This window comes from Anaerotignum propionicum, assembly GCF_024461735.1.
GTDB lineage: Bacteria > Bacillota > Clostridia > Lachnospirales > Anaerotignaceae > Chakrabartyella.
The window spans coordinates 1-23,304 of record NZ_JANGAD010000015.1; the positions used below are offsets into that span (position 1 = coordinate 1).

The 23,304-nt window shown below is 40.3% G+C and carries 14 protein-coding genes and 1 tRNA gene; 2 read left to right on the forward strand and 13 right to left on the reverse strand.

From position 1 onward, the window contains the following. Nucleotides 1-189: 189 nt before the first annotated feature. From NE558_RS13785 to NE558_RS13840, 12 genes are all read right to left on the reverse strand, one after another. Nucleotides 190-924 (reverse strand): NAD-dependent protein deacylase, encoded by a 735-nt coding sequence (locus NE558_RS13785; protein WP_256150755.1) that lies wholly within the window; start codon nt 922-924, stop codon nt 190-192. A gap of 112 nt (nt 925-1,036) precedes the next feature. Then, entirely contained in the window at nt 1,037-2,347 is a 1,311-nt protein-coding gene (locus tag NE558_RS13790; RefSeq protein ID WP_256150756.1) for a hemolysin family protein, read from the reverse strand. Nucleotides 2,348-2,634: 287 nt separating this feature from the next. Then, on the reverse strand, nt 2,635-3,804 hold the full coding sequence (locus NE558_RS13795) for a pyridoxal phosphate-dependent aminotransferase (RefSeq protein WP_256150757.1): 1,170 nt from the start codon (nt 3,802-3,804) through the stop codon (nt 2,635-2,637). Between the two features lie 138 nt (nt 3,805-3,942). Continuing rightward, nucleotides 3,943-4,935 (reverse strand): AIR synthase family protein, encoded by a 993-nt coding sequence (locus NE558_RS13800; RefSeq protein ID WP_256150758.1) that lies wholly within the window; start codon nt 4,933-4,935, stop codon nt 3,943-3,945. 74 nt (nt 4,936-5,009) lie between these two features. Then, nucleotides 5,010-6,551: a VanW family protein gene (locus tag NE558_RS13805; protein ID WP_256150759.1), complete on the reverse strand. Its 1,542-nt coding sequence runs from the start codon at nt 6,549-6,551 to the stop codon at nt 5,010-5,012. Nucleotides 6,552-7,084: 533 nt separating this feature from the next. Next, nucleotides 7,085-9,832 carry a VWA domain-containing protein gene (locus NE558_RS14645; protein WP_256150760.1) on the reverse strand — a complete coding sequence of 916 codons (2,748 nt, stop codon included), beginning with the start codon at nt 9,830-9,832 and terminating at the stop codon, nt 7,085-7,087. Next, complete coding sequence (locus tag NE558_RS13815; protein ID WP_256150761.1) at nt 9,822-11,618, reverse strand: vWA domain-containing protein; 1,797 nt, start codon at nt 11,616-11,618, stop codon at nt 9,822-9,824. The genes NE558_RS14645 and NE558_RS13815 overlap by 11 nt, the downstream gene beginning before the upstream one ends. 125 nt (nt 11,619-11,743) lie before the next feature. Further along, nucleotides 11,744-13,201: a hypothetical protein gene (locus NE558_RS13820; protein ID WP_256150762.1), complete on the reverse strand. Its 1,458-nt coding sequence runs from the start codon at nt 13,199-13,201 to the stop codon at nt 11,744-11,746. A gap of 3 nt (nt 13,202-13,204) precedes the next feature. Continuing rightward, nucleotides 13,205-14,110: an ABC transporter permease gene (locus NE558_RS13825; RefSeq protein WP_256150763.1), complete on the reverse strand. Its 906-nt coding sequence runs from the start codon at nt 14,108-14,110 to the stop codon at nt 13,205-13,207. Next, complete coding sequence (locus tag NE558_RS13830) at nt 14,107-15,042, reverse strand: ABC transporter ATP-binding protein (RefSeq protein WP_312060651.1); 936 nt, start codon at nt 15,040-15,042, stop codon at nt 14,107-14,109. Before NE558_RS13830 ends, NE558_RS13825 begins: the two co-directional genes overlap by 4 nt. Further along, complete coding sequence (locus NE558_RS13835; protein WP_256150765.1) at nt 15,020-17,545, reverse strand: hypothetical protein; 2,526 nt, start codon at nt 17,543-17,545, stop codon at nt 15,020-15,022. Before NE558_RS13835 ends, NE558_RS13830 begins: the two co-directional genes overlap by 23 nt. 292 nt (nt 17,546-17,837) lie before the next feature. After that, nucleotides 17,838-19,691 (reverse strand): ATP-dependent helicase, encoded by a 1,854-nt coding sequence (locus tag NE558_RS13840; protein WP_256150766.1) that lies wholly within the window; start codon nt 19,689-19,691, stop codon nt 17,838-17,840. A 170-nt stretch (nt 19,692-19,861) separates the two neighbouring features. Here NE558_RS13840 and NE558_RS13845 point away from each other — a divergent pair, with 170 nt between their 5' ends. Continuing rightward, complete coding sequence (locus NE558_RS13845; protein WP_256150767.1) at nt 19,862-21,175, forward strand: glycosyltransferase family 4 protein; 1,314 nt, start codon at nt 19,862-19,864, stop codon at nt 21,173-21,175. 139 nt (nt 21,176-21,314) lie between these two features. After that, nucleotides 21,315-21,388: transfer RNA gene (locus tag NE558_RS13850), tRNA-Arg, on the forward strand. Nucleotides 21,389-21,498: 110 nt separating this feature from the next. On the opposite strand, the gene NE558_RS13855 is transcribed toward NE558_RS13850, so the two are convergent. Beyond that, on the reverse strand, nt 21,499-22,878 hold the full coding sequence (locus NE558_RS13855) for an alanine/glycine:cation symporter family protein (RefSeq protein ID WP_256150768.1): 1,380 nt from the start codon (nt 22,876-22,878) through the stop codon (nt 21,499-21,501). Nucleotides 22,879-23,304: the final 426 nt, after the last annotated feature.

Sequence of the window (23,304 nt, forward strand, 5' to 3'; positions counted from 1 at the left end):
TTTGTCTTTTTTCTTTTCCGCAAAGCGGAAAAGTTGAATTGACTATGGGTTGTGTTTTTTCAAACGCTATTCTATTTTCAAAGTTCACAGCACTTTCACAGCGCAGAATTTATTATATCTAAAGCACGGCTAAAAGTCAAGCATTAATTTTCATTTTTTTCTATTTTTTTTATTCCTTCTGGAAAACCTTTAGAATTCAAGGATTTCTCGAAATACCTCTCCGATACTTTTCGTAATAATTAGGGACGCTTTGTCATCATAGGGGGTTTCACTCCTATTGATTAGAACCAATTTTTTACCACCATAATACCGAATTAATCCAGCCGCTGGATAAACATTTAAACTTGTACCTCCAATAATCAATACATCTGCATTGGCAATAAAGGAAATAGCTTTTTCAATGGTTTCTTCATTTAGGCTTTCCTCATAAAGCACCACATCAGGACGTACTACACCACCACAAAGATTGCATCGTGTGATCCCCTCTTCTTTTGTTACATAGTCCAGAGGGAATTCTTGTCCACACTTTACACAATAATTGCGATAAAGAGTTCCGTGAAGCTCAAAAACATTTTTGCTACCTGCCTTTTGATGCAAATCATCAATATTTTGTGTAATGACAGCCCTTAGCTTTCCATCAGCTTCAAGTTTTGCTAAAGCATTATGGCAGTCATTTGGAGTTGCATCAGGGTAAAGAAGGGCTTTTTTGTAATACCGAAAAAAAACATCGGGGTTGCGCTCAAAAAAAGAGTGGCTTAAAATGGTTTCTGGTCTATATCCATACTCGCTCATGGCAGAAAAAATACCGTTTTCACTGCGAAAATCAGGCAAACCACTTTCCGTTGAAACACCTGCACCGCCAAAAAAAACAATGTTATCACTTTCCTGAATCCACTTTTTTAGTAAAGCTATATTCTCCTCCAAGATGGTCCCTCCTTTATAAATTACCCCAAAATGAGAGAGCCCAATAAACAGGCTCCCTTGTTCTCCTATAGCTTATCATATTTTTTCCAATTTTACAACCAACCTGATCAGTTTAATCTTCCTTTTCTGATGTTACAGGCAATACCCTTACAACCGTTTCCCCAATTCGATGATTTTGAACTTCCTTAACATGAATTTCCATACCACAGGTAACAATGGTAAACTGACTTCCATCCTCTGGAATTTTTCCCAGTTCGCTAAAAATAAAACCACCATAGGTTTCATAATCATCTATTGGCAACGGAATGTTCAACGCATCACTTACATCCTCCAAAGAAGCACTGCCTATAATACGCCATGTATCCTCGCCAATACTATTAATCTCTTCCTCCTCCGCATCATTCAGCATATCTCCGATTAAAAGCTGAACCAAATCACGCAGTGTGATGACGCCGCTTAAACCACCATACTCATCCAAAACCATAGCAAAATGCCTTCTATTTTTTCTCATATTCCGAAGCAGAACATCCGCCTTCATGGTTTCTGGCACAAAATATGGCTTTTCCACTGCCTCCTCCATCACCAGTTCACGACTTCTCTCCTTCATGCGGAAATAAGATTTGGTATCAAGGACACCTAAAATATCATCACTATCCTCGCCGCAAATAGGGAAATAGGTAAATCTGTTTTCCAGAATTGTCTTTTCCCATGTTTCCATATCATCCTCAATTTCAAGCATTACCACATCAACTCGGTGGGTGCATGCCTGTTCCACAGCAATATCATCAAAAGCGAATACATTTCGTATAAATGTACTTTCCTCTAAATCGATGGTGCCTTTTTCACTACCTTGATCCAACATCATAAAAATTTCTTCTTCAGAAATGACTTCCTCTTCATCCTCAGGATCAATTCCAATTAATCTTAACATTCCATTGGTCGATGCCGACAGAAACCAAACCAATGGTGCAAACAGCTTAGAAACCAGCTTCAACATTCCACTCATGCCCAAAGCCAACTTTTCTGCATTTTTCATTGCCACACGTTTAGGTACTAACTCACCAAAAACCAAATTAAAATATGCCAAAATAAGAGTGATGATAAATACGCAAAGAGACCGTAAGAAACTTAGAGAGGTTTCTACACCGCTATTTTTAAGAAATTGCGCTAGCTCACCTGCAAAATTTTCCGCCGCAAAAGCACTACCCAATAAACCAGCAAGGGTAATTGCCACCTGTATTGTTGCCAAAAAACGGGCAGGTTGATCTGTTAAATAAATCAGCCGTTCCGCTCTTTTATCCCCATTTAATGCCATCCGCTTCATTTTGGCATCATTCATTGAAATGACTGCTATTTCAGCACTGGCAAAAATCGCATTCATTGCAATCAAAATAATTTGTAATAGTAATGGTCCTATAAACATAAATTCTTCCTCCTGACTTTCCCTTGCAAAAAAACAAAAAAAGGCATACCTTGCCTTGAACATTTTGTTTAGACAAAGTACACCCTTATTATTTCCAAGATTTTAATAGAATATAAATTCTTTACACAACTATTGACATGATAATCCCCATCTGCGTTCAAATCTATTTCGCTCCTTTTTGATATATGTAGATATCATCTCATATTTTTATAAAATCGTCAACTATCTCATTTTAACAAAAATAAAAAGCAGTGATTGAAGTTTTCGTCCAAACACTGCCACTTCCTTTAATTATCAGCTAAGAAAACCTCAATTTTTTGGATGCAAGCCTTTAATTCCTCCATACTGTAGGCATATGAAATACGGATAAACCCTTCTCCACAATCTCCGAAAGCATTCCCCGGAACAACCGCAACCCCACCCTCAAAAAGTAGCTTCTCACAAAATTCTTCAGAACCAAGTCCTGTTTTTTGAATAGAAGGAAATACATAAAATGCCCCCTTCGGTTCAAAGCAAGTCAATCCAAGTCTATTAAACTCACCAATTAAGTATTTTCTTCGCTGGTCATAAGCCTCCCGCATCACTCGGATGTCTTCATCACAAAGAGCATCATCCCGCAAAGCTTCGATGGCAGCCTGCTGGCTCATTACCGGTGCACTCATAACCACATAGGCGTGAATTTTATTCATTTGCTTAATCAAATCCCTAGGTCCTGCCGCATAACCCAAGCGCCAGCCTGTCATTGCAAAGGATTTTGAAAATCCATTTAAAACGATGGTTCTTTCATACATTCCCTCAATGGATGCGACAGAAACATGATCCTTTCCGCCATAGGTCAACTCAGCATAAATTTCATCGGAAATAACCAGCAAATCATGCTGAATCACAATTGGTGCAATTCTCTCTAAATCCTCTTTTTCCATGATTGCTCCTGTGGGATTGTTGGGATAAGGCAAAATAATGGCTTTTGTTTTTGGAGTTATCGCTCTTTCCAATTCTTCGGGCATCAACTTAAAATCATTTTCAACCTTCGTTGTCACAACAACAGGCACACCATGCTGTAAAAGAATGGCTGGCTTGTAAGAAACATAACAAGGCTCAATAACCAGCACTTCATCCCCCGGTTCTAATATTGTACGCAAGGCAACATCAATGGCCTCTGATGCCCCAATGGTACACATGATTTGGTCTGAAGGATTATATACCGTCTGAAAGCGGCGCTCCAGATAGTGGGCAATTCCCTCCCTTAAAGCAGGCATACCCAAATTCGCTGTATAACGGGTTCTACCTTCCTCAAGCAAATCAATGGCTGCTTGCCTTACATGTTTAGGCGTTTTAAAATCAGGCTCACCCACCCCCAAAGAAACAACGCCCGACATGGTCGCCACAACATCAAAAAATTTTCTGATTCCCGAGGGGGGCAAATCTGCAACGTTTTTTGCCACAAAATCTCTCATATTCATCCGCCTTTCTCTTATGTCCCTTTTGCCACGCTTCACTTGATATAATATACTATCACCAGAATAAACTGGAATCAACTCTTAATATGAGAACCATAAACATCAAGCTAATTGGTATTTTAGTGATTAAAGCCATCAGAACTTCACCTGGTATAATGCATCACTTTTTGGTTCTTCCAGCATCTCTCTGCTCTGATTTGCAATTATAATTCGTTCCTTGTCTGTTATTTTTCCTATTATTGCCCCAGAAATCCCATTCTTAGCCAGCTTGTCCACCAGCTCAGCACCTTGCTCCGTAGTAATAATCATGGTTCCGCTGGAAATCAGCCTTAGTGGGTCTATGTTACCTTCCTTACAAATTATTTTGGTTTCATCTTTTATAGGTATTTTGTCCTGCCAAATCTCCACTCCTGTTTGAGAGCACTCTGCCACTTCCCAAACAGCACCTAAAATTCCCCCTTCTGTGGCGTCATGCATTGCTGTTGCCCCATGCTGTGCCGCAATAAAAGATTCTTTTCCTACCGAAAGATACTCCTTCATATTCTGGGCAGACTGAACCAAATCATAAGGTAAGCGCTGTCTCAATACTTTTTCATATTCCTTAGCAATGATTGCCGTTCCTTCCAAGCCAGCCCACTTGGTCATGACCACATCCTGACCAACCTTTGCACCACCTGTTTGAATGATTTTTCTTTCCCTGCTGCGCCCAATTACCGCCGCTGAAACAATAGGTTTACACACTGCATCGGTAACCTCAGTATGGCCGCCTAAAATCTCAATCCCCAATTCCTGAGCACCCTTTAGGGCCCCCTCCATAATCTCCTCTAAATCCCTCTCATTACTGCCCTCAGGCAATAAAACCGTAAGTAAAATTCCAATAGGCTCTCCTCCGGCAGAAAAAATGTCATTACAGTTTATTTGAACAGCCAAATATCCAATATCCTTTGCCGCCCCGGTAATGGGGTCTGTAGACAAAACACATAGCTCTCCTTGCAAGTCTATGGCGGAGCAATCTTCACCGGTTTTTGGCCGAAGCACTACATCCTCACGCTTAACATTATTCTTTTTAATAGGATTCATTACAATGTCCTCCAATATTTCCGGAGGAATTTTACCAATTTTAAACACTCTTTTCAGCCCCCTCGTAGAGAAAGTACCCCTGAACACGGCTGTGTCAGAGGTACTTATTTCGCTATGCATTATTATTGTATTCCAAAAGAATTATCCCCTGGATAACTGGTTTGGAAATCAGTCTGAACATCATCCGTCTGATCATTTGATTGGCTGTCATTCCCCTGTGAAATTGGTTTGGTAACAGGCTGACTTGCCGTCACTGCTTTTTTTGTACCTACTGTTACTTCATCCGCTACAGCTCGATAGGAAGAGCTGCTAAAACGTTCTCTGCTTACTTGTTTTCCATTTTCAAACACTTTTTTGAATACAGAAACCTTAGCCCCTGTTCTGCCTTTACTCGTAACCTCCCTTTCGCCCTCGGGCTTTTCAGGGTCTTCCTTCACAATTTCCTGTGGCTTCTCAATGGTAGCCTCATAAACTGTTTCAAATTCAACTTTTCTACCCGCCTCATGTACCTCGTGTCCGTACAGATTTATCTGCAAAACACCATTTGAAGCATAAGCCTCTAAATAGACTGGGTATCCTGTATTATTTTTAATTTTTAAGTCTTTATAGTTTCCTGCGATAGCGGCATCTCTGCCTAAAGGAACATATCCTACAGTCATGGAGTGGGGTGATCTTTCCGCAATACCCAACTCAGCATAAATCGCAGCATTGTAAAGGGTAGACGTTATCTGGCACACACCGCCACCCATTCCGGCCTCTACTTTTCCATTGACATATACCCCTGCATCACGATAACCACGGGCATAGGTCTGCTCGCCCAATCCTGCCGAAGCTGAAAAAACTTCATCCGGCGCAATGATTGTTCCGTTGATATATTTACAACCAACCACCAAATTGGTATTTCTGTTTTTATCATAAGCGGTATATTTTGTAGAGAATGAACCAATTAAATCTGTCACATACTGATTTTCCTCATAGGTAATATCTGGCTCTGTGGTATTTGCCACAATTGAAGCCCTCCCACTTTTCATGGTTTGCATTACACCATCTACATTCAGCATGGTGGCACCCACATCCATTTTCCGCCCTTGTACCTCTTTGGTTATGGTAAATCGTCCATTGCTGCGACTCAAGGTACTATTTTGGGCTTCCTTGTCAAAAGCAGCGGCAACATCAATGAGAATATCTTGCATTTTTATCTCATCATAAGAAAATTCCAGGGGAATATCCTTTCCTTCTTTTAATAAAGAGGCAACCACCTTCATATTTTCCTTTTCCGTTCCTGTTCTGCCTAATTGATATGCTTCGTCAACAGCCTTTTCTACTTGAAATTTCGCACCAATTTCTTGAAAAGTATAATTCCATTCTTCATTCTCATAAAATAATACCAATGTCTGTGTTGAAGCATCTTTCCCATGGGTACCCGTCAATAAATCCGTAGCGGCATCCTTGCTTAACCCGCTAACATCTACCCCTTCAATGGTAACCCCGGGATAAATCCCACTTTGTGATAAAATTTCTCGTAATTTTTGATTTTGATTATTTGCATAGACGAAATAGCCTCCAGCCATACAAATGCATACTGCAACAAGGCCAATGAAAATACCCGCCCCTGCTTTCTTGGGTCGGCTCCTAAATCGTCTACCTCCACTTTTTTGTTCCATCCTTTAACCCCCTATTTCTACGGCTGCCCCCCAGATTTAACAATAACAGAATCCTTCTAATTCAATTATAGTATGCTTTCTTCCAAAACTTGCATTTGAAACCCGCTTTTTATTAAGGGCTCATCACGTTATTCACAAAATCCGTATTAGTAATATGCACAAACATATTGCCTACAACAAAGGGTATTTCACTCTAATAATTGGTAAAAACCTCAGTATTCATATGAATTCATAGAAAAAATTACAGGCAAACCACTCACTGCATTGCCCAAAGCTCTTTTTCCTTTTTAACCGTGGATATAATGCTGTTGTTCTGTAAAAAACTTAAAATCTTATGAGAATAGAATACCGGTATTTTTCTTCAATTCTATGAATTAGAATATATCAAAATCCGGAAAAAAAATACGCCGTTATGTAAATGACTGAAATTAGTAAATACAGTCAATAAATCTATCATAACGGAGTATATTTTAAATTACAATAATTATCGTCAAAAATTACATTACTTTTTTATTACATTACAGGAACTTTTTTCAATTTCCCCTTTTTTTCTTCGATGCCACCAATTTTGCTGCTGTATTCTCTTTGGTAGGACTCTCTGAGATTTCTATTTTATCTGTCTTTGCCTTTACAGAAATCTCATTTGAAACTTTTTCCTTAACTTCATTTTTCAAAGGTTTTTTCTTTTCCTTTATAAAGGTTTTCTTCTCAAATCCCTTTGAAAAACCCATGCCTTCTAAGGTCAATAATAAAACTGTAAAGCGCCTAAAAGCTATATCCAATAGTAATAACAGCATTCCCAGTACCATAAAAAACATGGATAAATCCTTTTTGCTCACCTCTGGTAACGGACGAGATGCAAACACCTCACTGCCTTTGGTCAGAATTCTCCCGCCGCTTACAGATACAATCTGTTGTAATAGTGCAGAACCACTGCCTTTTTTTGTTATATCATATTCTGAAGGATAGGAAAGGGCAAAACCTGTTTTATAATAATCTTTGCTCTCCTTCTTTTCTATCAGAAGATTTGCAACATAAGCACCTTCTTGGGCTGTCGCCAACTCAGCTTGATAAACCCCCGGAGCAGTCATCGCAAATTGGGTTTCATATTCTTTTCCTTGAGAATTTAAAACCGTTGCCGTAATCTTACTAATACTATCATCAAAGGGCATTTCCAAGCGAAGATTGCTTTTCTTTGCACCACTTTGTGCAGTCAGCTTCATATCCTGTGCCATTTGTGCGTTGATTACCCAACCCAGGGTATTTCTCAATATTCCGCTTCCTTCCTTCGAACTCAGCCACTCCTTTGTCCATCTTCCCCCAACATCAGGGGTCCAAGCCACCGTTCTGCCCAGTCCGTATTGCCATGTTGCAAGAATAGGCTCATCTCTATCGCTGATTAAAACCACATCTCCACGGCTTTTTGCCGTTGTGCCAATATATCCACCCAATCTAGGGACAGAAGTAATATCTGATAATATTGCCGAAGCATCCCTTTGTTGTGGATAAAAATGACGATTGTTCAGATATTCCTTTCCCGCCAATAAAGTTTCTTTAGCAAAAATACTGGGTAAATCCGTAAATTCATCAGTAAAGTAGTATCGTCCGTTCCCAGCACCCGCCAATTTGCGCAAAAGATTGCTATCTGCTCCGCCACCTACGGCTACAGAAGATAATGTAATTCCATTTTTCTTAATTTTAGTCAGTACAGGATCATATCCTTCCTGCTCTGCCTGACCATCCGTCAAAAGAATGATATGTTTCTCTTTCGCTTTTGATTCAGACAATGCGCGCACCGCTTCTGTTAAACCGGGAAGAATACTGGTACCACCACCAACTTGAATTTCCCCGATTTGCTGTTGGATGGCGGCTTTATTCCCGCTAACCAAGGTCATAGGTACTGCCCACTGAAACTGGTCGTCAAAAGCAATAATACCTACTTGATCCTTTTCCTTAAAGCCATCCAAGCTGCGAATTGCCGCTTCCTTTGCCATCTCCAGCTGAGTGATGCCATAGGCTCCCCCTGACATACTTCCCGAACGGTCAATTACCATAATCATCGCCAAATCAGGCTCTTCACCCTCAGTTTTCAGCTCCATATCAACAGGTAGCATTTCCGCAAGCTGGGTATGGAAATATTCCCCCAAAGCATACGAATCTTCACCACCACTCACAATCAAACCGCCGCCCAATGTTTTCACATAGGCCTCCAATACCTCTAAAAATCCCTCCGGTAAATCATTCACCGAAACATTTGCCATTACGACACAATCATAGCTTTGCAAGCGTTCCGTAGAAACAGGCACACTGCCGGCAGAAACCCGATCCACCTGTAATTGAGAGGCAGAAATAATACCATTCCAGCCTTCTGTATCTTTTGAATTCCCTATCAACAATACTCTGGGAATATCATCAATATAGGTGTAGGCAAAAAACTTGTTGTTTTTACTCTGCGTATCCTTTTCAGGGGTGATTTCAGCCCGATAAACCACACCGCCGCCTTCAGCAGTCGTATCTGAAAATACAATACGACTTTCACCTGACGTAACACCAATTGATTCATTGGCAATCAAAGTGTTTCCTTTATAAAGGCGTACATTCAACGGCGTGTCCACGTTGGAATCTATGCGAACAGCAATATCGTAGGCTGTATTTTTATTGATCAGTGATGGAATTTCCAAACCTGTAATTTGAACCTCTTCACCCATTTCCTCAGTCAACCCAAAGCCATCAATGGTTACGCCTTGCGCCGCCAAAGCTTTCGCCTGCAAGAGGGCATCAGAAGTGGTCTCCTCACCATCGGAAACCAAAACAATCCGTTTTGCAGTTCCCTTGGGCAAAATGCCGCCAGAAAGCTTGAGAGCCGAAGCCAAGTCAGAGGCACCCTCATCCACATAAGTTAAAAATCCCTCTGTAGGCAAAGTCCCATCCAAGGAAGGTAATAGCTCTACCCCTGCTTCCTTCCCAAAACACACCATACCCACACTGTCTTTTTTACCTCGGGCATCGTTTGCCTCCTTTATAAAACCGCTAATGTCAATGTTTTTCACACTGGCAGAACGGTCTACAGCAAATACCGTCGCAGTTATATCCGACTTTTTTGAAACTTGAGGGGTCGCCATCGCAAGCACGATGCAGCTGCAAACGGCAATCCGCATACCTGTGTGTAGTCTTCTGCGAAAGACAGAAGCAAATTGCCCCTTTTGAGCCATATACCAGATAAGTCCAACAAGAATGGGTAGGAGCCATAGCCAATAAGGCTTTATAAAATCAATGTTCACGGCAATTCACCCGCCATTCTATTATTAGTATTGCGCATAAAAGCAAAAGCAATAAATTCCGCAACGATTTTCCTGCATGAACTGTTTTCGCTTGGGTATCATCTGCCGCCATTTGCTCTCCCTTTAACGTTAAGTCAGATTCGCCATCAGTTTTGGGGTTTATCCCAAATATCTGAGTTGTTTGGGCTCCATTTCCATCCTCCTCAACCAAGGAATAAAACCCTGTTTTCGATGTTTGGGTAAATGGAAGGGATGGGAATGGGGGTGCCACAGTCATTTTACTTCCTTGCGGCGTCATAACCCATGCTTTTTCCGTTTCTGGACGCAATGAAAACGAGATTGTCTCTCCTGCCTGCTGTTGGGTTAATGCCCCCTCGCCATCAGGAAAATACCACTCCAATAGACGATAAAATAAAATAGGGAAACCTGCATTTAAGGGCAAATCCGAATCATGCAAATCAAATCCGAAAACTGCCATCTTCTTCCCTTGATATTCACCAAAAATGGCTAAGCTATCCCCACCCCCACGTATGAGAGGCCTGCCCCAGTTTGCATTCAACCCACGCGCCTTTGAAACTTCAAAGGAGATGGTAGAAATATCATCTAAACCGGTATTATCCATCATACGAGCTGTAGCAGATATATCCTTTTTTTCGCCCATGGTTACATAAGCATTCTCAGGTGGATTAAGCAACATAACAAAACCGTCCTCAGGCATTATTTCAGGCATGCATCCATCAAAAATATATAATCCATAGCCTGAAATACCCGTCATCTTTTCAGGAGAAGCTTTATATAACTCAACATTGTCAATCAATGAAAGGGCTTTTTCCAAAAATAGATTATTCTCAGTAACCAGAAGGACTCTTTCACTGCTTGTCGAGGAAATACCTACATAGCGCATGTTATCAGTTGGCAAATCATCCTCGGGAAACAATCGAACCATGATAGAGTTTGCATCCTTGGGAACTCCCCGAAAAGTAACATCCGTCTTTTCCCCTCGCTGCAATGAAAAGCTCTTCGTATCAAAAACCGCATCGTCCACATATAGGGTTACTGTTTGCTCCTCTCCTCCCACGCCCCAATTTTCCAAGCGGGTCAAAACGGAAAGGCCATCCTCTTGCTCGGAATAAGACAATAAAGATAAGGCACTATTGTTTCCGCCTTTATTATAAATTTGCTCTTCCACGGGCAAATCACCCAGTGATCCATAATCATCGGAATAAACAACAATTTGGCCACCAAGTACATCTCGTTCCGCTTCCAAAACTTCCTTAGCCTTATCCCAAGCTACGCCGCCGTCTGTCACTTGTGTTTCCTGTATACAGCGAAGAATCTCCTGCTTTTCTTGGGTTCCGCTTAAAACCAAAGATGGTTCCTCACCCAATATGATAAAGGAAAAGGTGGTTTCTGGTGCCGCATCCTCAACCAGACGAAGCATATCTTTTTTTGCGGCAACAAATCTACTTTCAGCCACATCCCGTGCCTGCATACTCATGGAGCAATCCAAAGCAAGGACATAATCCACCACTTGGGTTTTTCCCATAATATATGGGCCTCCTAATGCAAACGCCAAAACCAAGGCTGCAGCAATTTGGAGGAACATAAGGATATTTTTCCTAAGCTTTTGCCAAGGCTCCTGAGCTTTTGACTCAGGTATTGCTTTTTTCCAAAGATAAAGGCTGGGGACCTTTGTCTCTTTATATTTTTGTTTTAATAAATACATCAAAACAATTGCAGGTACCGCCAATAGCCCAAGCAATCCCCATGGTGTGAAAAAGCGCATACGCTCCCCCCTTTCTAAGCTCAAAATATAAGGTCAAAATCATAAGGTTAAGATCATTCTCGGGTCATTATCCCCAACCCTACATTCAAAAGGCTTGATCTAAACTTTTTGACATAAAGTTAAATTTATTTCTCCAGCGTGGAAAAATAATCAGATACCAGCTGTCGCATACCAAAAGGAGTATTTTGTTCATCCAAAGCTTTCATAGCGTCGTTTTGATAGCTATGAAAAACCTGTTCATAAGGCAAACGTTCTCCATCCTCGCCGATGGTTTTTTGCTGTGACATAGAGCTATCGCCGCCCTCATTTTTGGTTCCGCTTACCTGAGTATTATAGCCTGCCTTATCTATGGCTTTTCTTGTAAAAACTTCTTCTCCATCAATATGTCCGCTTCCTCGTCCATTGCCACCTTGTCCTGAACTTTGACCCGCACCTTGTCCTTGTCCTTGACCTGTGCCCTGTCCTTGACCCGCGCCCTGTCCTTGACCTTGGCCTTGCCCCTGTTGAGGTTTTTGACCACTGCCATCGCCTAACGCCTGATTGGCATTTTGCAGTGCTTTTCTTAATTCTGCATTTTCTAGGCTTTGTGCCGTCATTTGCTGCTGCAGCTGTTCTAATAGTTCCGAAGAAATTTCCCCATTTTCCAAGGCTTGTGCTAATTGCTCTAACGCCTTCGCTAAATCTGCATTACTCATTTGTGCCGCTGCTGCTCCCATCTGTTTACCCAAGGCTGAAAGCTGCTCCTTGGTAAGCTTCTTCATTTGCTCCTGAAGCTTGGCTATGGCTTGCTCTATGGCTTTTGCATCACCTTTTTCCGCCGCCTCTGATAATGGGGCAGTAAGCTCTTCTTTTGCGAACTCCTGAGCTAACTGCTTTAAGTCCTTGGAAACGCTGTCCTTCTCAAGCTGTTTCATCTCCTGTTGGTTTTTTTGCACTGCTGTTTCCCCCGCTTCTTTGCTGGGAACACGCTTAAGCTCCTTAGAAAGTGCTTTCATTTCCTTTTGCAAAAGCTTCTTCTCTTCAACAGATAGCCCTTCATCTTTTTCCACATCCTTGATTACCTTTTCTATCTGTACAAGTTTTGCCTTTGCATAAATCTCCGCCTTTTCTTCTCGAGGAGATGGCAAAAAGCCTGTTGCCATTGTAAGAATTAGAAACAATGCCATCCATTGAAGCAATCTCTTTGGAATACCAACCCGATAAGCCTTGGCAAAATCAGTTTGCAATCCAATTTTCATTCCGTCCTCTATTGCCATTTTCTCTATCTTTGTGGGCTCCTGCTTTTGTAATAACTCTAAAGTGGTAATCATACGTTCCTGACCACCTAAAGCATCTGCCGCCGCCGCTGCTTTATGAAAATCAGGGCGCTTTGCAATAGCATAACCCATAGCTAAAAGAAAGGAGATACCGAAAACACCAAGAATAATTAGGATTACATCGGGAAGAAATATAATTTTTGACAGCAAAGCAACGGCAAGTCCAAATATACTTGCCGCCAGCCAGAAGCCAATCAGTTTTTGTAGAAAACCTTCCAAAAACAATTTTCTTTTTAATGGAACCAATAGGGTATGAAACTTGCCCATCGCTTATTCCTCGCTTTTTTTCTTTTTCGTTTTCGACGCTTTATTTCTTTGCTTATGCTCTCGCACAGGATTAATTAAGCCTGCCGCCAATATAACAAATACAGAGCCAACTACGACCTGAAATGCCATATGCAAAATCCATAAATTATTTGATGCCCATAAAATAAAGGTCTTTTTTGTCCCATTTATTTGATGAAAAAATACATCATCTACAATACTGGTACCAATCTGATGGTCAATCAAAGAAAAGAATCCTACCCCGGGGTTTGGTATTAATTTTATAAGAGTGGCTATATTTGAAATTTGACCATAGCCCCTTGTTGCCAATGGCAATAATACCATAAGCAGCGTACCAAAGCATAAAACACCAGTAATAATATACACCAGCATAATTGAAACCACCGTTCTTTTATAAATACAAGAAAAGAATACAGAGATTCCACCAAGCATATATGCCGTTGTCAAAGTGAACCCCATCATCATTAAAAGGGAACCAATCCCCAAACTTCCAAAGTAAAATACAATGGAGAAAACAGGCAGCGTGCTAATAATCAACAGCAGCACAAATGCCATAGAGGATAACAGCTTCCCCGTTACAATAGAAAACGGCGAAAGCTTAGTCACCAAAAGCAAATCTAAAGTTTGTCTCTCTCTCTCCCCGCTGATACTGCCCGCAGTCAAAGCAGGAACCGATAACACAATCAACGCCATTTGTATCGCCGCTAAGGTTACATACAAATAAACGATATTTTGAGGATCGAAGGAAAAACGGTATGATTGAAACACGCTTCCGTAAAAGAAAACACCTGCCCCCAATGTCATCATTAGCAAATAAAACGTTAAAACTGCGTAGTTTTTCCATCCACGCAAGGAGGTAATCGCCTCTCTTCTTAATACAGGGTTCATCATTTGCCTTCACCTCCTGTTACCTGCATAAACACTTCTTCCAGATTTCCTTCCTTTTCCTTAAAGGAAAGCAGCGGAATATCCGCCATGATTAATTGCTTTAAGACACCGGAAAGCTCATCATTGGTGCCTGTAAAGTCGAACTCCACATCTTTTGTGTTTTCCACAATAGATCGAATCGTGGGCTGTTCCTTCAAAATTTGAACCATCTTTTCCATTTCTCTAAGGGGTTCAATATGGATGATTCTCTTTTGGCTCAATTTTTGCATAATTTCCTGAACAGAGCCTTGCGCCGCTAGCTTTCCATGGTTAATAATGCATACCTCTGTACACATCTCCGCTAACTCCGGCAGAATATGGGAACTGATAATAATCGTCTTGCCCATCTCTTGCAGCTGCTTCAAAACCTCTTTCATCTCCACCCTGGCTCTGGGGTCAAGGCCTGATGCCGGTTCATCTAAAATCAAAAGGTCAGGGTCATGGACGAGGCTTCTTGCCAAGCAGAGCCTTTGCTTCATTCCCCTTGAAAGAGAATCTACATAGCTTTCTTTTTTATGGGATAAGTCTACAATTTCCAAAAGATTATCAATAATTGGTGCTCTGTCCTTATATGCAATGCCATAAGCTCCCGCATAAAAATCCATATACTCTGTTACTTTTAAATTATCATATACCCCAAAAAAGTCAGGCATATAGCCGATTTTTTCCCGCAAAGCTCTTGGGTTTTTCGTAACATCAACCCCATCAATAATCACATTGCCTGAGGAAGCGTTCAATAACCCAGACATAATGCGCATGGTCGTTGTTTTCCCTGCACCATTTGGCCCAACAAATCCACAAATCGCACCCTTTCCCACTGACAATGTTAGGCGGTCTACTGCGGTAAACTTACCGTAATTTTTGACTAAATCCTTAATTTCCAACAAACAGACCACCTCCTTGAATCCATAACTTAGGCATAACAGTTTCTTTTTCTTTCACGCAATGCATCATTATTTCCACCTTATTGCGCTCATCAATATAATTATCTAAGGCGAGCTTCTCTCCCAAATTAACTTCGTCCCATTCCTTGGTGCTTCGGTTTAATATAGTCAACATCTCAGGAGGTGACACATAATCTCTGTCCGTTCCCTGTAGTTCCAGCTGATTAATCTTAACCCCTTCCGGTAAATCATAGGTAATATAAAAATCCGATTCCTCATAAGGATATAGGGTGGAACCAAATTCATCATTATTTTCGTTGTATTTAGTATTTGAATCAACGGTTCCGTTCAAAGTAATCTCAAACTGCTCCTGCTTTGATAGCTGCAATGGAAAATCCTGTTTATACATAGACAAGCTGTCTTCCAGCACCTGCTTTCCATTCAGCTTTTTGTCACCACTTAAAATAGGTTTCTGACTATAGCCGTAAAAAGTAACAGGAATTAAAGACGTATTTTGCTGATAATTATAATAACGCTCACGCAAATCGTGCTCCATATACCTCATGTAGGCGTCTTTCCTTGTTATTTCTCCCTTGGCCACCTGTTCTCTGATGACCTCATCGTTATATCCTCCATAAAGATTTGCATTTTCTTTTACCAAATCGGATATTTTAAGGTCTACCGTCAGGGTCTCTCCCGCTTTCAAAGACTCAAATGTGTGAAAGTTTCCATCCAGCATTAATGTCACTCGATAAAAATCAACGTTGGTATGATTGATAATTTCACCAACATATTTCCCATCCTTTATATGAACGGTACTCTCAACATTGCCACCCAAGTCTACACTGCTTTGTGTACTAAAATACTGTGTACCCCAGCTTTCACTGTCAGAAAAGGTTACCTCTGTTGTATTTCCGCATAAAATACGATACGCACATACTTCATTATTGCTTAAGGATTCTCTATAATAATTTTCATCCATATTGATGTTTATTGGTATTTTTTCATCAGAGCTAAAGGTTACACTCCCCTTGCTTGCATATTTCAATGCCATGCCTGTATCTACCTTTGCAATATGAGAACCTTCCTGCATTTCTACAACAGAAACGCTATGAATCATACCGCTCCTATAAGCGCTGCTTTGTGCCAAAAAGAATACCAGCCCCATAAAAACAAAGGAAAAAGCAGGTACTAAAATCCAACCTTTCTCTCTTTTGTCTTTCTTCTTCAAAATAAAATAGAGTGCAGGTCCTACAATCAAAATATAAACTGCAATTGCACCAAAAATAAATAGAATAGAATTCATCCCAAAAGGAGGGAAATCGGTAGCAATATAGCGCAAGTTGTCATAATAACCATCATCATACAAATAGACATCAAACGCCTCAGACGCCACTTGACGCAGTCCAACAGTCAGCATTTCCAATGTTGTAGCCTGTCCTGCCATAGGTGCTTGGGATAAAGAAAAATGACTGAGAATCACATGACCCTTTCCTTTTTCTAAAACAGAGAGATACGTTGTTCCATCACTTCCCACCAAAACCGACAAGCCTTCTCCACTTAACTGTGCCAAACCAATTGTTCCCGCCACATCCTCTATCTCAGGAACTGTGGTGGTTCCCATTACCTGAATGTCAGCTAAAAAATCCAAACCTTTCAGTGTTTTCTGTGCCGCTGCACCTGTACCTAATACCATAGTTCCTCCACCCAAAATCCATTGATGAAGAGTCTGCCTCTGCTCCTGGGTAAGTGTAGAAAAATCAAAATCATCCACTACTAAGACAGAAAAACTATTTAAAATTTCAATTGTACTAGGAAAACTGCTTTCATTTAAATACACAGGATAGTCGTATTTTTTATTTAATTCCGTTTGGTAGTGCTCTTGGATAGACTGCTCATCATCAATAACCTGGGCAAGGTGTAAATTGCTCAGATACTTTAAATCCTGATTGCTCTCGCTTACTACGCCAATCATAACTGTTTTAGGGTCTTTCGCCGTTAAAAATAAATAATCTTGATAGACCTTATTTCCTTTTTCATCAACCAAGGAGATTTCCAAATATTTGTGAATGCTCCCCATTGTTGCCGCCATATCAATTGCCTTAGAGGCACCTTGCTCCAGATCTAGTTTTTGATAATAAATGGCGTATTCCTTATCCCGATTTACGTTTCTTGTATACGCCTTAATCTGAACCTCTCCATGAAAAGCTTCTCCATGATTGGTAATCACACCCCGCACAGGCATGGTTTTTTTTACAATATAATTCCCATCAAAGCCCGCTTGAAGCTCCACGTCAAATTGTTCTTTTCCAAAACTTTTCAAATTTCCGATGGTGTCATCCACCGCACTTTCGCCTTCATTTCCATTGATTACTACTGTTTTTGCATTTGTTGCTATGGGCGCTGCAAAAATTGTAAATGGCGCAATCAAGCTTAAAACCATTATGCATGCCATAAGCAGTGCAATCGTTGCCAATATCTTTTTCTTCATTTCTTGCTTTTTTTGATATTTCATAATCCCCTCCGCAATATTAATCATTATTAAAGACCGTTCATCTTATGGCATTACCTACGCTGCTATTTTCCTGTCATTCTCCACATTGGCGATCCCATCTAGTCTTTAGTACTACAATGAATACTTTTCAAAACCAGTCATTAACGGAAGTCTGATTGTTTCAGAAACAAATCTGTGTTCCTATTCTGACGGCAAGAGTCTTACATAAAAATAAGAATTCTTGAGGCTTTTTCATTAGATTCTATTATAACAATCAAAAAGATGTAATGTTTTAACATTTCCTTACGATTTATTAAGGTTTCTTTATATATAGCTCGTCCACATCTAAACCCATCTCCTTCAAAAATCTGGATGGCTTTGTTTCCTTACCATAGCGATTTTTGGTAGCAGATAAGCATAGCTTTTCCTTTGTTCTGGTCAAAGCTACATAGAACAAACGCCGTTCTTCCTCCATACCTTCCATAGCACGCTCATGGGGAACGGTCCCCTCCGTCAGCGAAGGTAAAAAAACTGCATAGAACTCTAAGCCCTTGGCACCATGCATGGTAGATAGGGTAACCCCTTTATTTATGACGTTTTTTTCTCGCCCTTGTTCCTGCATTTGACGGCTCATTTCCTCCAGGTTTCTGCGAAACTCCTGAACATCCATTGTTTTTTTGGCAATTTCCGTTATTTCATCTGCGATTTCTAAAAATGCCCTTCCGCTGGATTTTCGAAAAGCTGCATATTCCTCCAAATATTCATCATAACCGATTACACGGCGAATATAGTTTATACCATCATAAGGATTTCTTTTTCCTATCTGTATCAAATCCCTCTGTAAATTCTCAAGGCTTTCCTCCTGCCATTTTTTTAAAGAAGGGCAGACAAAAAAACTTCTGAGTAAGGTATATGGCATTTTCTCCGCTTCCTCCAGCATTTCTTTGCTTATGTAACGTTTTGGTTTATTTATTATTCGCCGCAGTGCACTGTCTGCATCTGAACTCTCTCCAAGGGTCAGATAAGCAAGTATGTCCTTGGCAATCCAATGGTCATAAATATTCCCTCCACTGTCCCTCAGTACATAAGGTATCCCCCGACGATACAATGCCCGGGCGAAGGCACCTCCTTGTAAATTGGTTCGATAGATAACAGCAATTTCATTTAAGGCAATATCATCTTCCAATAAAGTACCTATTTTCTCCGCCACCTTTTCTGCTTCTGCAGTAGTATCCTCAGCCAGAAAAAAAGAAACCTTCTCTCCTTTTCCATTTGCACCCTTTAATTCCTTACCAAAGCGGCGTTCATTTACATCAATCACTTTACCTGCCAAAGAGAGAATGCGGTCGGTAGAACGATAGTTTATGTCTAAAACCACATTTTTGCTCTCAGGATATTGCCTTTCAAATTCCAGAAGAAAGTCAGGACGAGAACCTCGAAAACCGTAAATGCTCTGGTCATCGTCCCCCACCACAAACAGATTATTTCTTGGTGCCGCCAATAAACGTAAACATTCATATTGCACTCTGTTAATATCCTGAAATTCATCAACCATAATATATGGGAACTTTTCCTGCCAAAAGGCCAACGTTTTTTGATCCTCCATAAGCAGCTCGTAGCATTGAATCAGCATATCATCAAAATCAAGCTTTCCATGCCGCTCCTTATAACTCTCGTATGCTCTATGCATTTGGCGAAACATATCCCGCTCCATACCTTCTGGAATAAATTCCATAGGCGTAAGCAGTTCGTTGCCCATAAAAGAGGCTTGCATCATAAATTGGGAGATAAACTCATCTGGGTCATTTAAACTCCAATTTTTTTCCGAAAGAATACCCTGCAAAATCTTGAATTTTTCTTCTTCCCCAATAATCTTCTCTGAGGTATATCCATAGGTTCGCCGCAAAATACGAAAAAAGAGACTGTGGAATGTGGAAAATAAAATTCTTTCACTTCCCCGCTCTCCAAATCGTTCTTTCATTTCCGTTGCAGCTGCCTTTGTAAACGTCACAACAAGAATTCCATTTTTTTTATTTTCCGACAAAAACCGCCGTAGTCTGCATAGGATCACCGTAGTCTTCCCACTGCCCGGCCCAGCCAGCACCAACATGGGTCCCTCCCCATGATTCACTGCAATTCTTTGATTTTCGTTTAATAATTTACTCATATTTAACGCTCCATTCTATACACAGTATAGTATATCATAAAACGACAAATGGAGCAGGTTAATAAATTCTTCACAATTTCATAAATATTTCTTAGTTGTAAAAAAATTAGAAGTGTATTAAACTTTCAACAAGGACATGATTTATTATTATGGAGTTAAGGAGCATTTTTATGAATATAGGCATATTTTCAGATACGTATTATCCCCAACTTAATGGTGTCGCCACGTCCATACGTACTTTGGCACATGGACTGGAGAAAAAGGGGCATAATGTTTACATTTTTACCCCATGGGATCCGCGCACACCGGAAATTGATGAACCAAATGTATATAGAATTCCTAGCATGCCTTTTTTGTTTTTGAGGAATTTTCGTGCAGGCTTGTTATGCCCGCCTCATCTCTCAAAAAAGATCCATGCTATGAATTTGGACATCATTCATACTCAAACAGAATTTTCTTTAGGTTTTCTAGGCAAATACATTTCAACCACGCAAGGTATTCCTTTGGTGCACACATATCATACAATGTATGAAGACTATGTGCACTATATTGCAGGGGGTCACATTATCACCCAGGAGATGGCTAGAGAGTATAGCAAATTTTTCTGTAATACTACTACAGATGTGATTGCTCCAACAAAAAAGACAGAGGATCTTCTTCTCAGCTATGGGGTAACCACGCCCATCTCAATCATTCCCACAGGAATTGACACAGCTCATTTTCGAAAAGAGAATTATTCCCCTGAGGAAATCCTTGCCCTGCGCCACTCTTTGGGATTAGAGGCAGATACCCCCGTTGTTCTTTCTATTGGACGTGTGGCAAAGGAAAAAAGCATTGATGTGGTATTAAGCGCCATACCTGCCCTTTTGGAAAAACTCCCCACTGCAAAAATGGTGATTGTAGGTGAGGGTCCCGAAAAAGAGAATCTTGAGGTTATGGCGAAAAATTTAGGAATTGACGACCATCTTATTTTTACCGGCGGAAAACCTTGGACTGAAATCGGCAAATATTATCAGTTAGGAAACGTTTTTTGCAGTGCATCTGTATCAGAAACACAAGGCCTTACCTTTGCCGAAGCGATGGCAGCAGGTGTCCCCGTTGTGGCCAAAAAAGACCCTTGTATTCAAGACATCATTAGCCATAACAAAACAGGTTTATTATTTGAAGATGCAGAAACTTTGCCTGAATTACTTTATCAGGTACTAACCGACGAGGCTTTGCACAACAATCTTTCAAAAGCAGGCATGGAAACAATGAAAAATCTTTCCGCTGAAAACTTCTGCACTTGTGTTGAAAACCTTTATGAAAACATTTTGCAAAGCGGCAATAGGCCGGAAAAGGTGTCCCCTCCTGCAATTCCTTTGGTTATTGGTGCTAGAGCAGCTAAAAAAATTACTAAGTTCCCACGCAAACTAGTGGAAAACAGATTTACCTATACGAAGCAGCTTGCAAAAATATTGCCTTATATCAATAAACATAAGTGATGCCAGCTTATAAATTCAGTCGGAGTAAGCTCCGACTGAATTATCTTATATACAATTCCAGTTTTTTTACAAATATACAAAATATCACTTGACAAAATTGTCCGAATCTATTATCATATGTAATGTTCCAAAAAGATATGTGAGTGTAGCTCAGCTGGATAGAGCGTCTGACTACGGATCAGAAGGCCGCGTGTTCGAATCATGTCACTCACACTTCAAACCACGATTTTATATCGTGGTTTTTTTTGTTATATAAAAATTTTTACAAACAAAAAGACGGCATCAAATGCCGTCCTTTTGTCGTGGGGTTTTATTACACAAAATTATTTGTTAACTGTAGGGATTTCGTCTGTGGACCAACCGTCCATATTGTCATCCCACAGATATTTCTTTGTTTCAGAAACAATTACACCACTTAGTCCAAGCAAAGCAACCAAGTTAGGGAATGCCATCATCGCATTCAATGTATCCGCAATATTCCAAACAAGATCAAGAGCTGTAACACAGCCTACGAATACAACAATTACCCATGCAAAACGGAAAGGTTTAATTGCCTTGGTACCAACTAGGTATACCCAAGATCTTTCGCCATAGTAGCTCCAGCCCAAAATTGTGGACCAAGCAAATGTAATCAAACCAATTGTAAGTACGATGGGTCCAATAACAGGAATTGTATCAAATGCTGCTGTTGTCAACATACCACCATTTAATCCTGCCATCGCATCAGGGTTCTTCAAAATAGAAGATACCAAAACCAGACCCGTCAATGCGCAAACAACGATTGTATCCCAGAAAACGCCTGAACTAGAAATCAAAGCCTGACGTACAGGGTTTCTTGACATAGCGGCTGCATCAGCAATAGGCGCAGAGCCCAAACCAGATTCATTTGTAAACAAACCACGAGCAACGCCAAAACGAATTGCTGTCAAAACTGTTGCGCCAACAAAACCGCCACCAGCTGCTGTTGGTGTGAATGCGCTAACAACAATAGTCTTAAGTGCAGGAAGAATGTAAGGAGCATTAACTACAAGAATGATAAGGCAACCAAGGATATAGAAACCAGCCATAAAAGGAACCAGTTTTTCACATGTTTTTGCGATGGAATTAATACCACCCAAAATAACTAAAGCGGTTGCAATTGTTAAAATAATACCTGTGATCCATGTAGGAACATGAAAGTTAGCTTCAACCATTGTTGCAATTGAGTTGGCCTGCGTCATATTACCAATACCAAAGCAAGCAATACCTGCAAACAAAGCAAATAATACACCCAACCATTTCTGTCCCAAACCTCTTTCCAAAGCATACATAGGACCACCAATCATTGCGCCGGTTTTGTCCTTAACTCTGTATTTAATAGCCAGCAAAGCTTCGCCATACTTTGTTGCAATGCCGAAAAGACCTGTCAGCCAAACCCACAAAACAGCACCGGGTCCGCCTAATGCAATAGCCGTAGCTACACCAACAATATTACCGGTACCAATTGTAGCAGCCAAAGCAGTTGCTAAAGCACCAAAACCGGATACATCGCCTTCGGCCTCATTATCGGGTGTTACAGATAGTTTAATTGCCTTACCTGTGTATCTTTGCACAAATCTTGTTCTAATTGTCAGATACACATGTGTGCCGACCAAAAGGATCAGCATTACAGGCCCCCAAACAAAGCTGTTAATCGTGGATATAAAGTTGTTAAATGCTTCCATGTTATTCCCCCCTAAATTAATTAAGAATGAGTGCGTTCACTAGAGTCTCTAAATCTAAATATTTTTGTTACTGTTCACCCCACATTAACTTTGTTAATAGATTATCATTGTCAGCCTCTTTGTTGACAGACTAGAGCCTCTTGCTTGTATCCTATTTTACCGATTTTTCTGCAAATTTCAAGTTTTTTTTGTGACTTCAAAACACGTTTTATATTTTTTTCATTATAAAACTATGCATTCATTCTTATTATAATAACAAATTCAGAAAAATATTTGTATAATTTATATTAAAATTTTATACTAATACAATAACATCTAAAAAAAGATTGTAATTTTCTTTAATTTACATAATAAAAACTACATTATTTAAGGCAAATTGCATATAAAACTATTTTGCATTATGCTTCATTTTGTTTCAATAACATT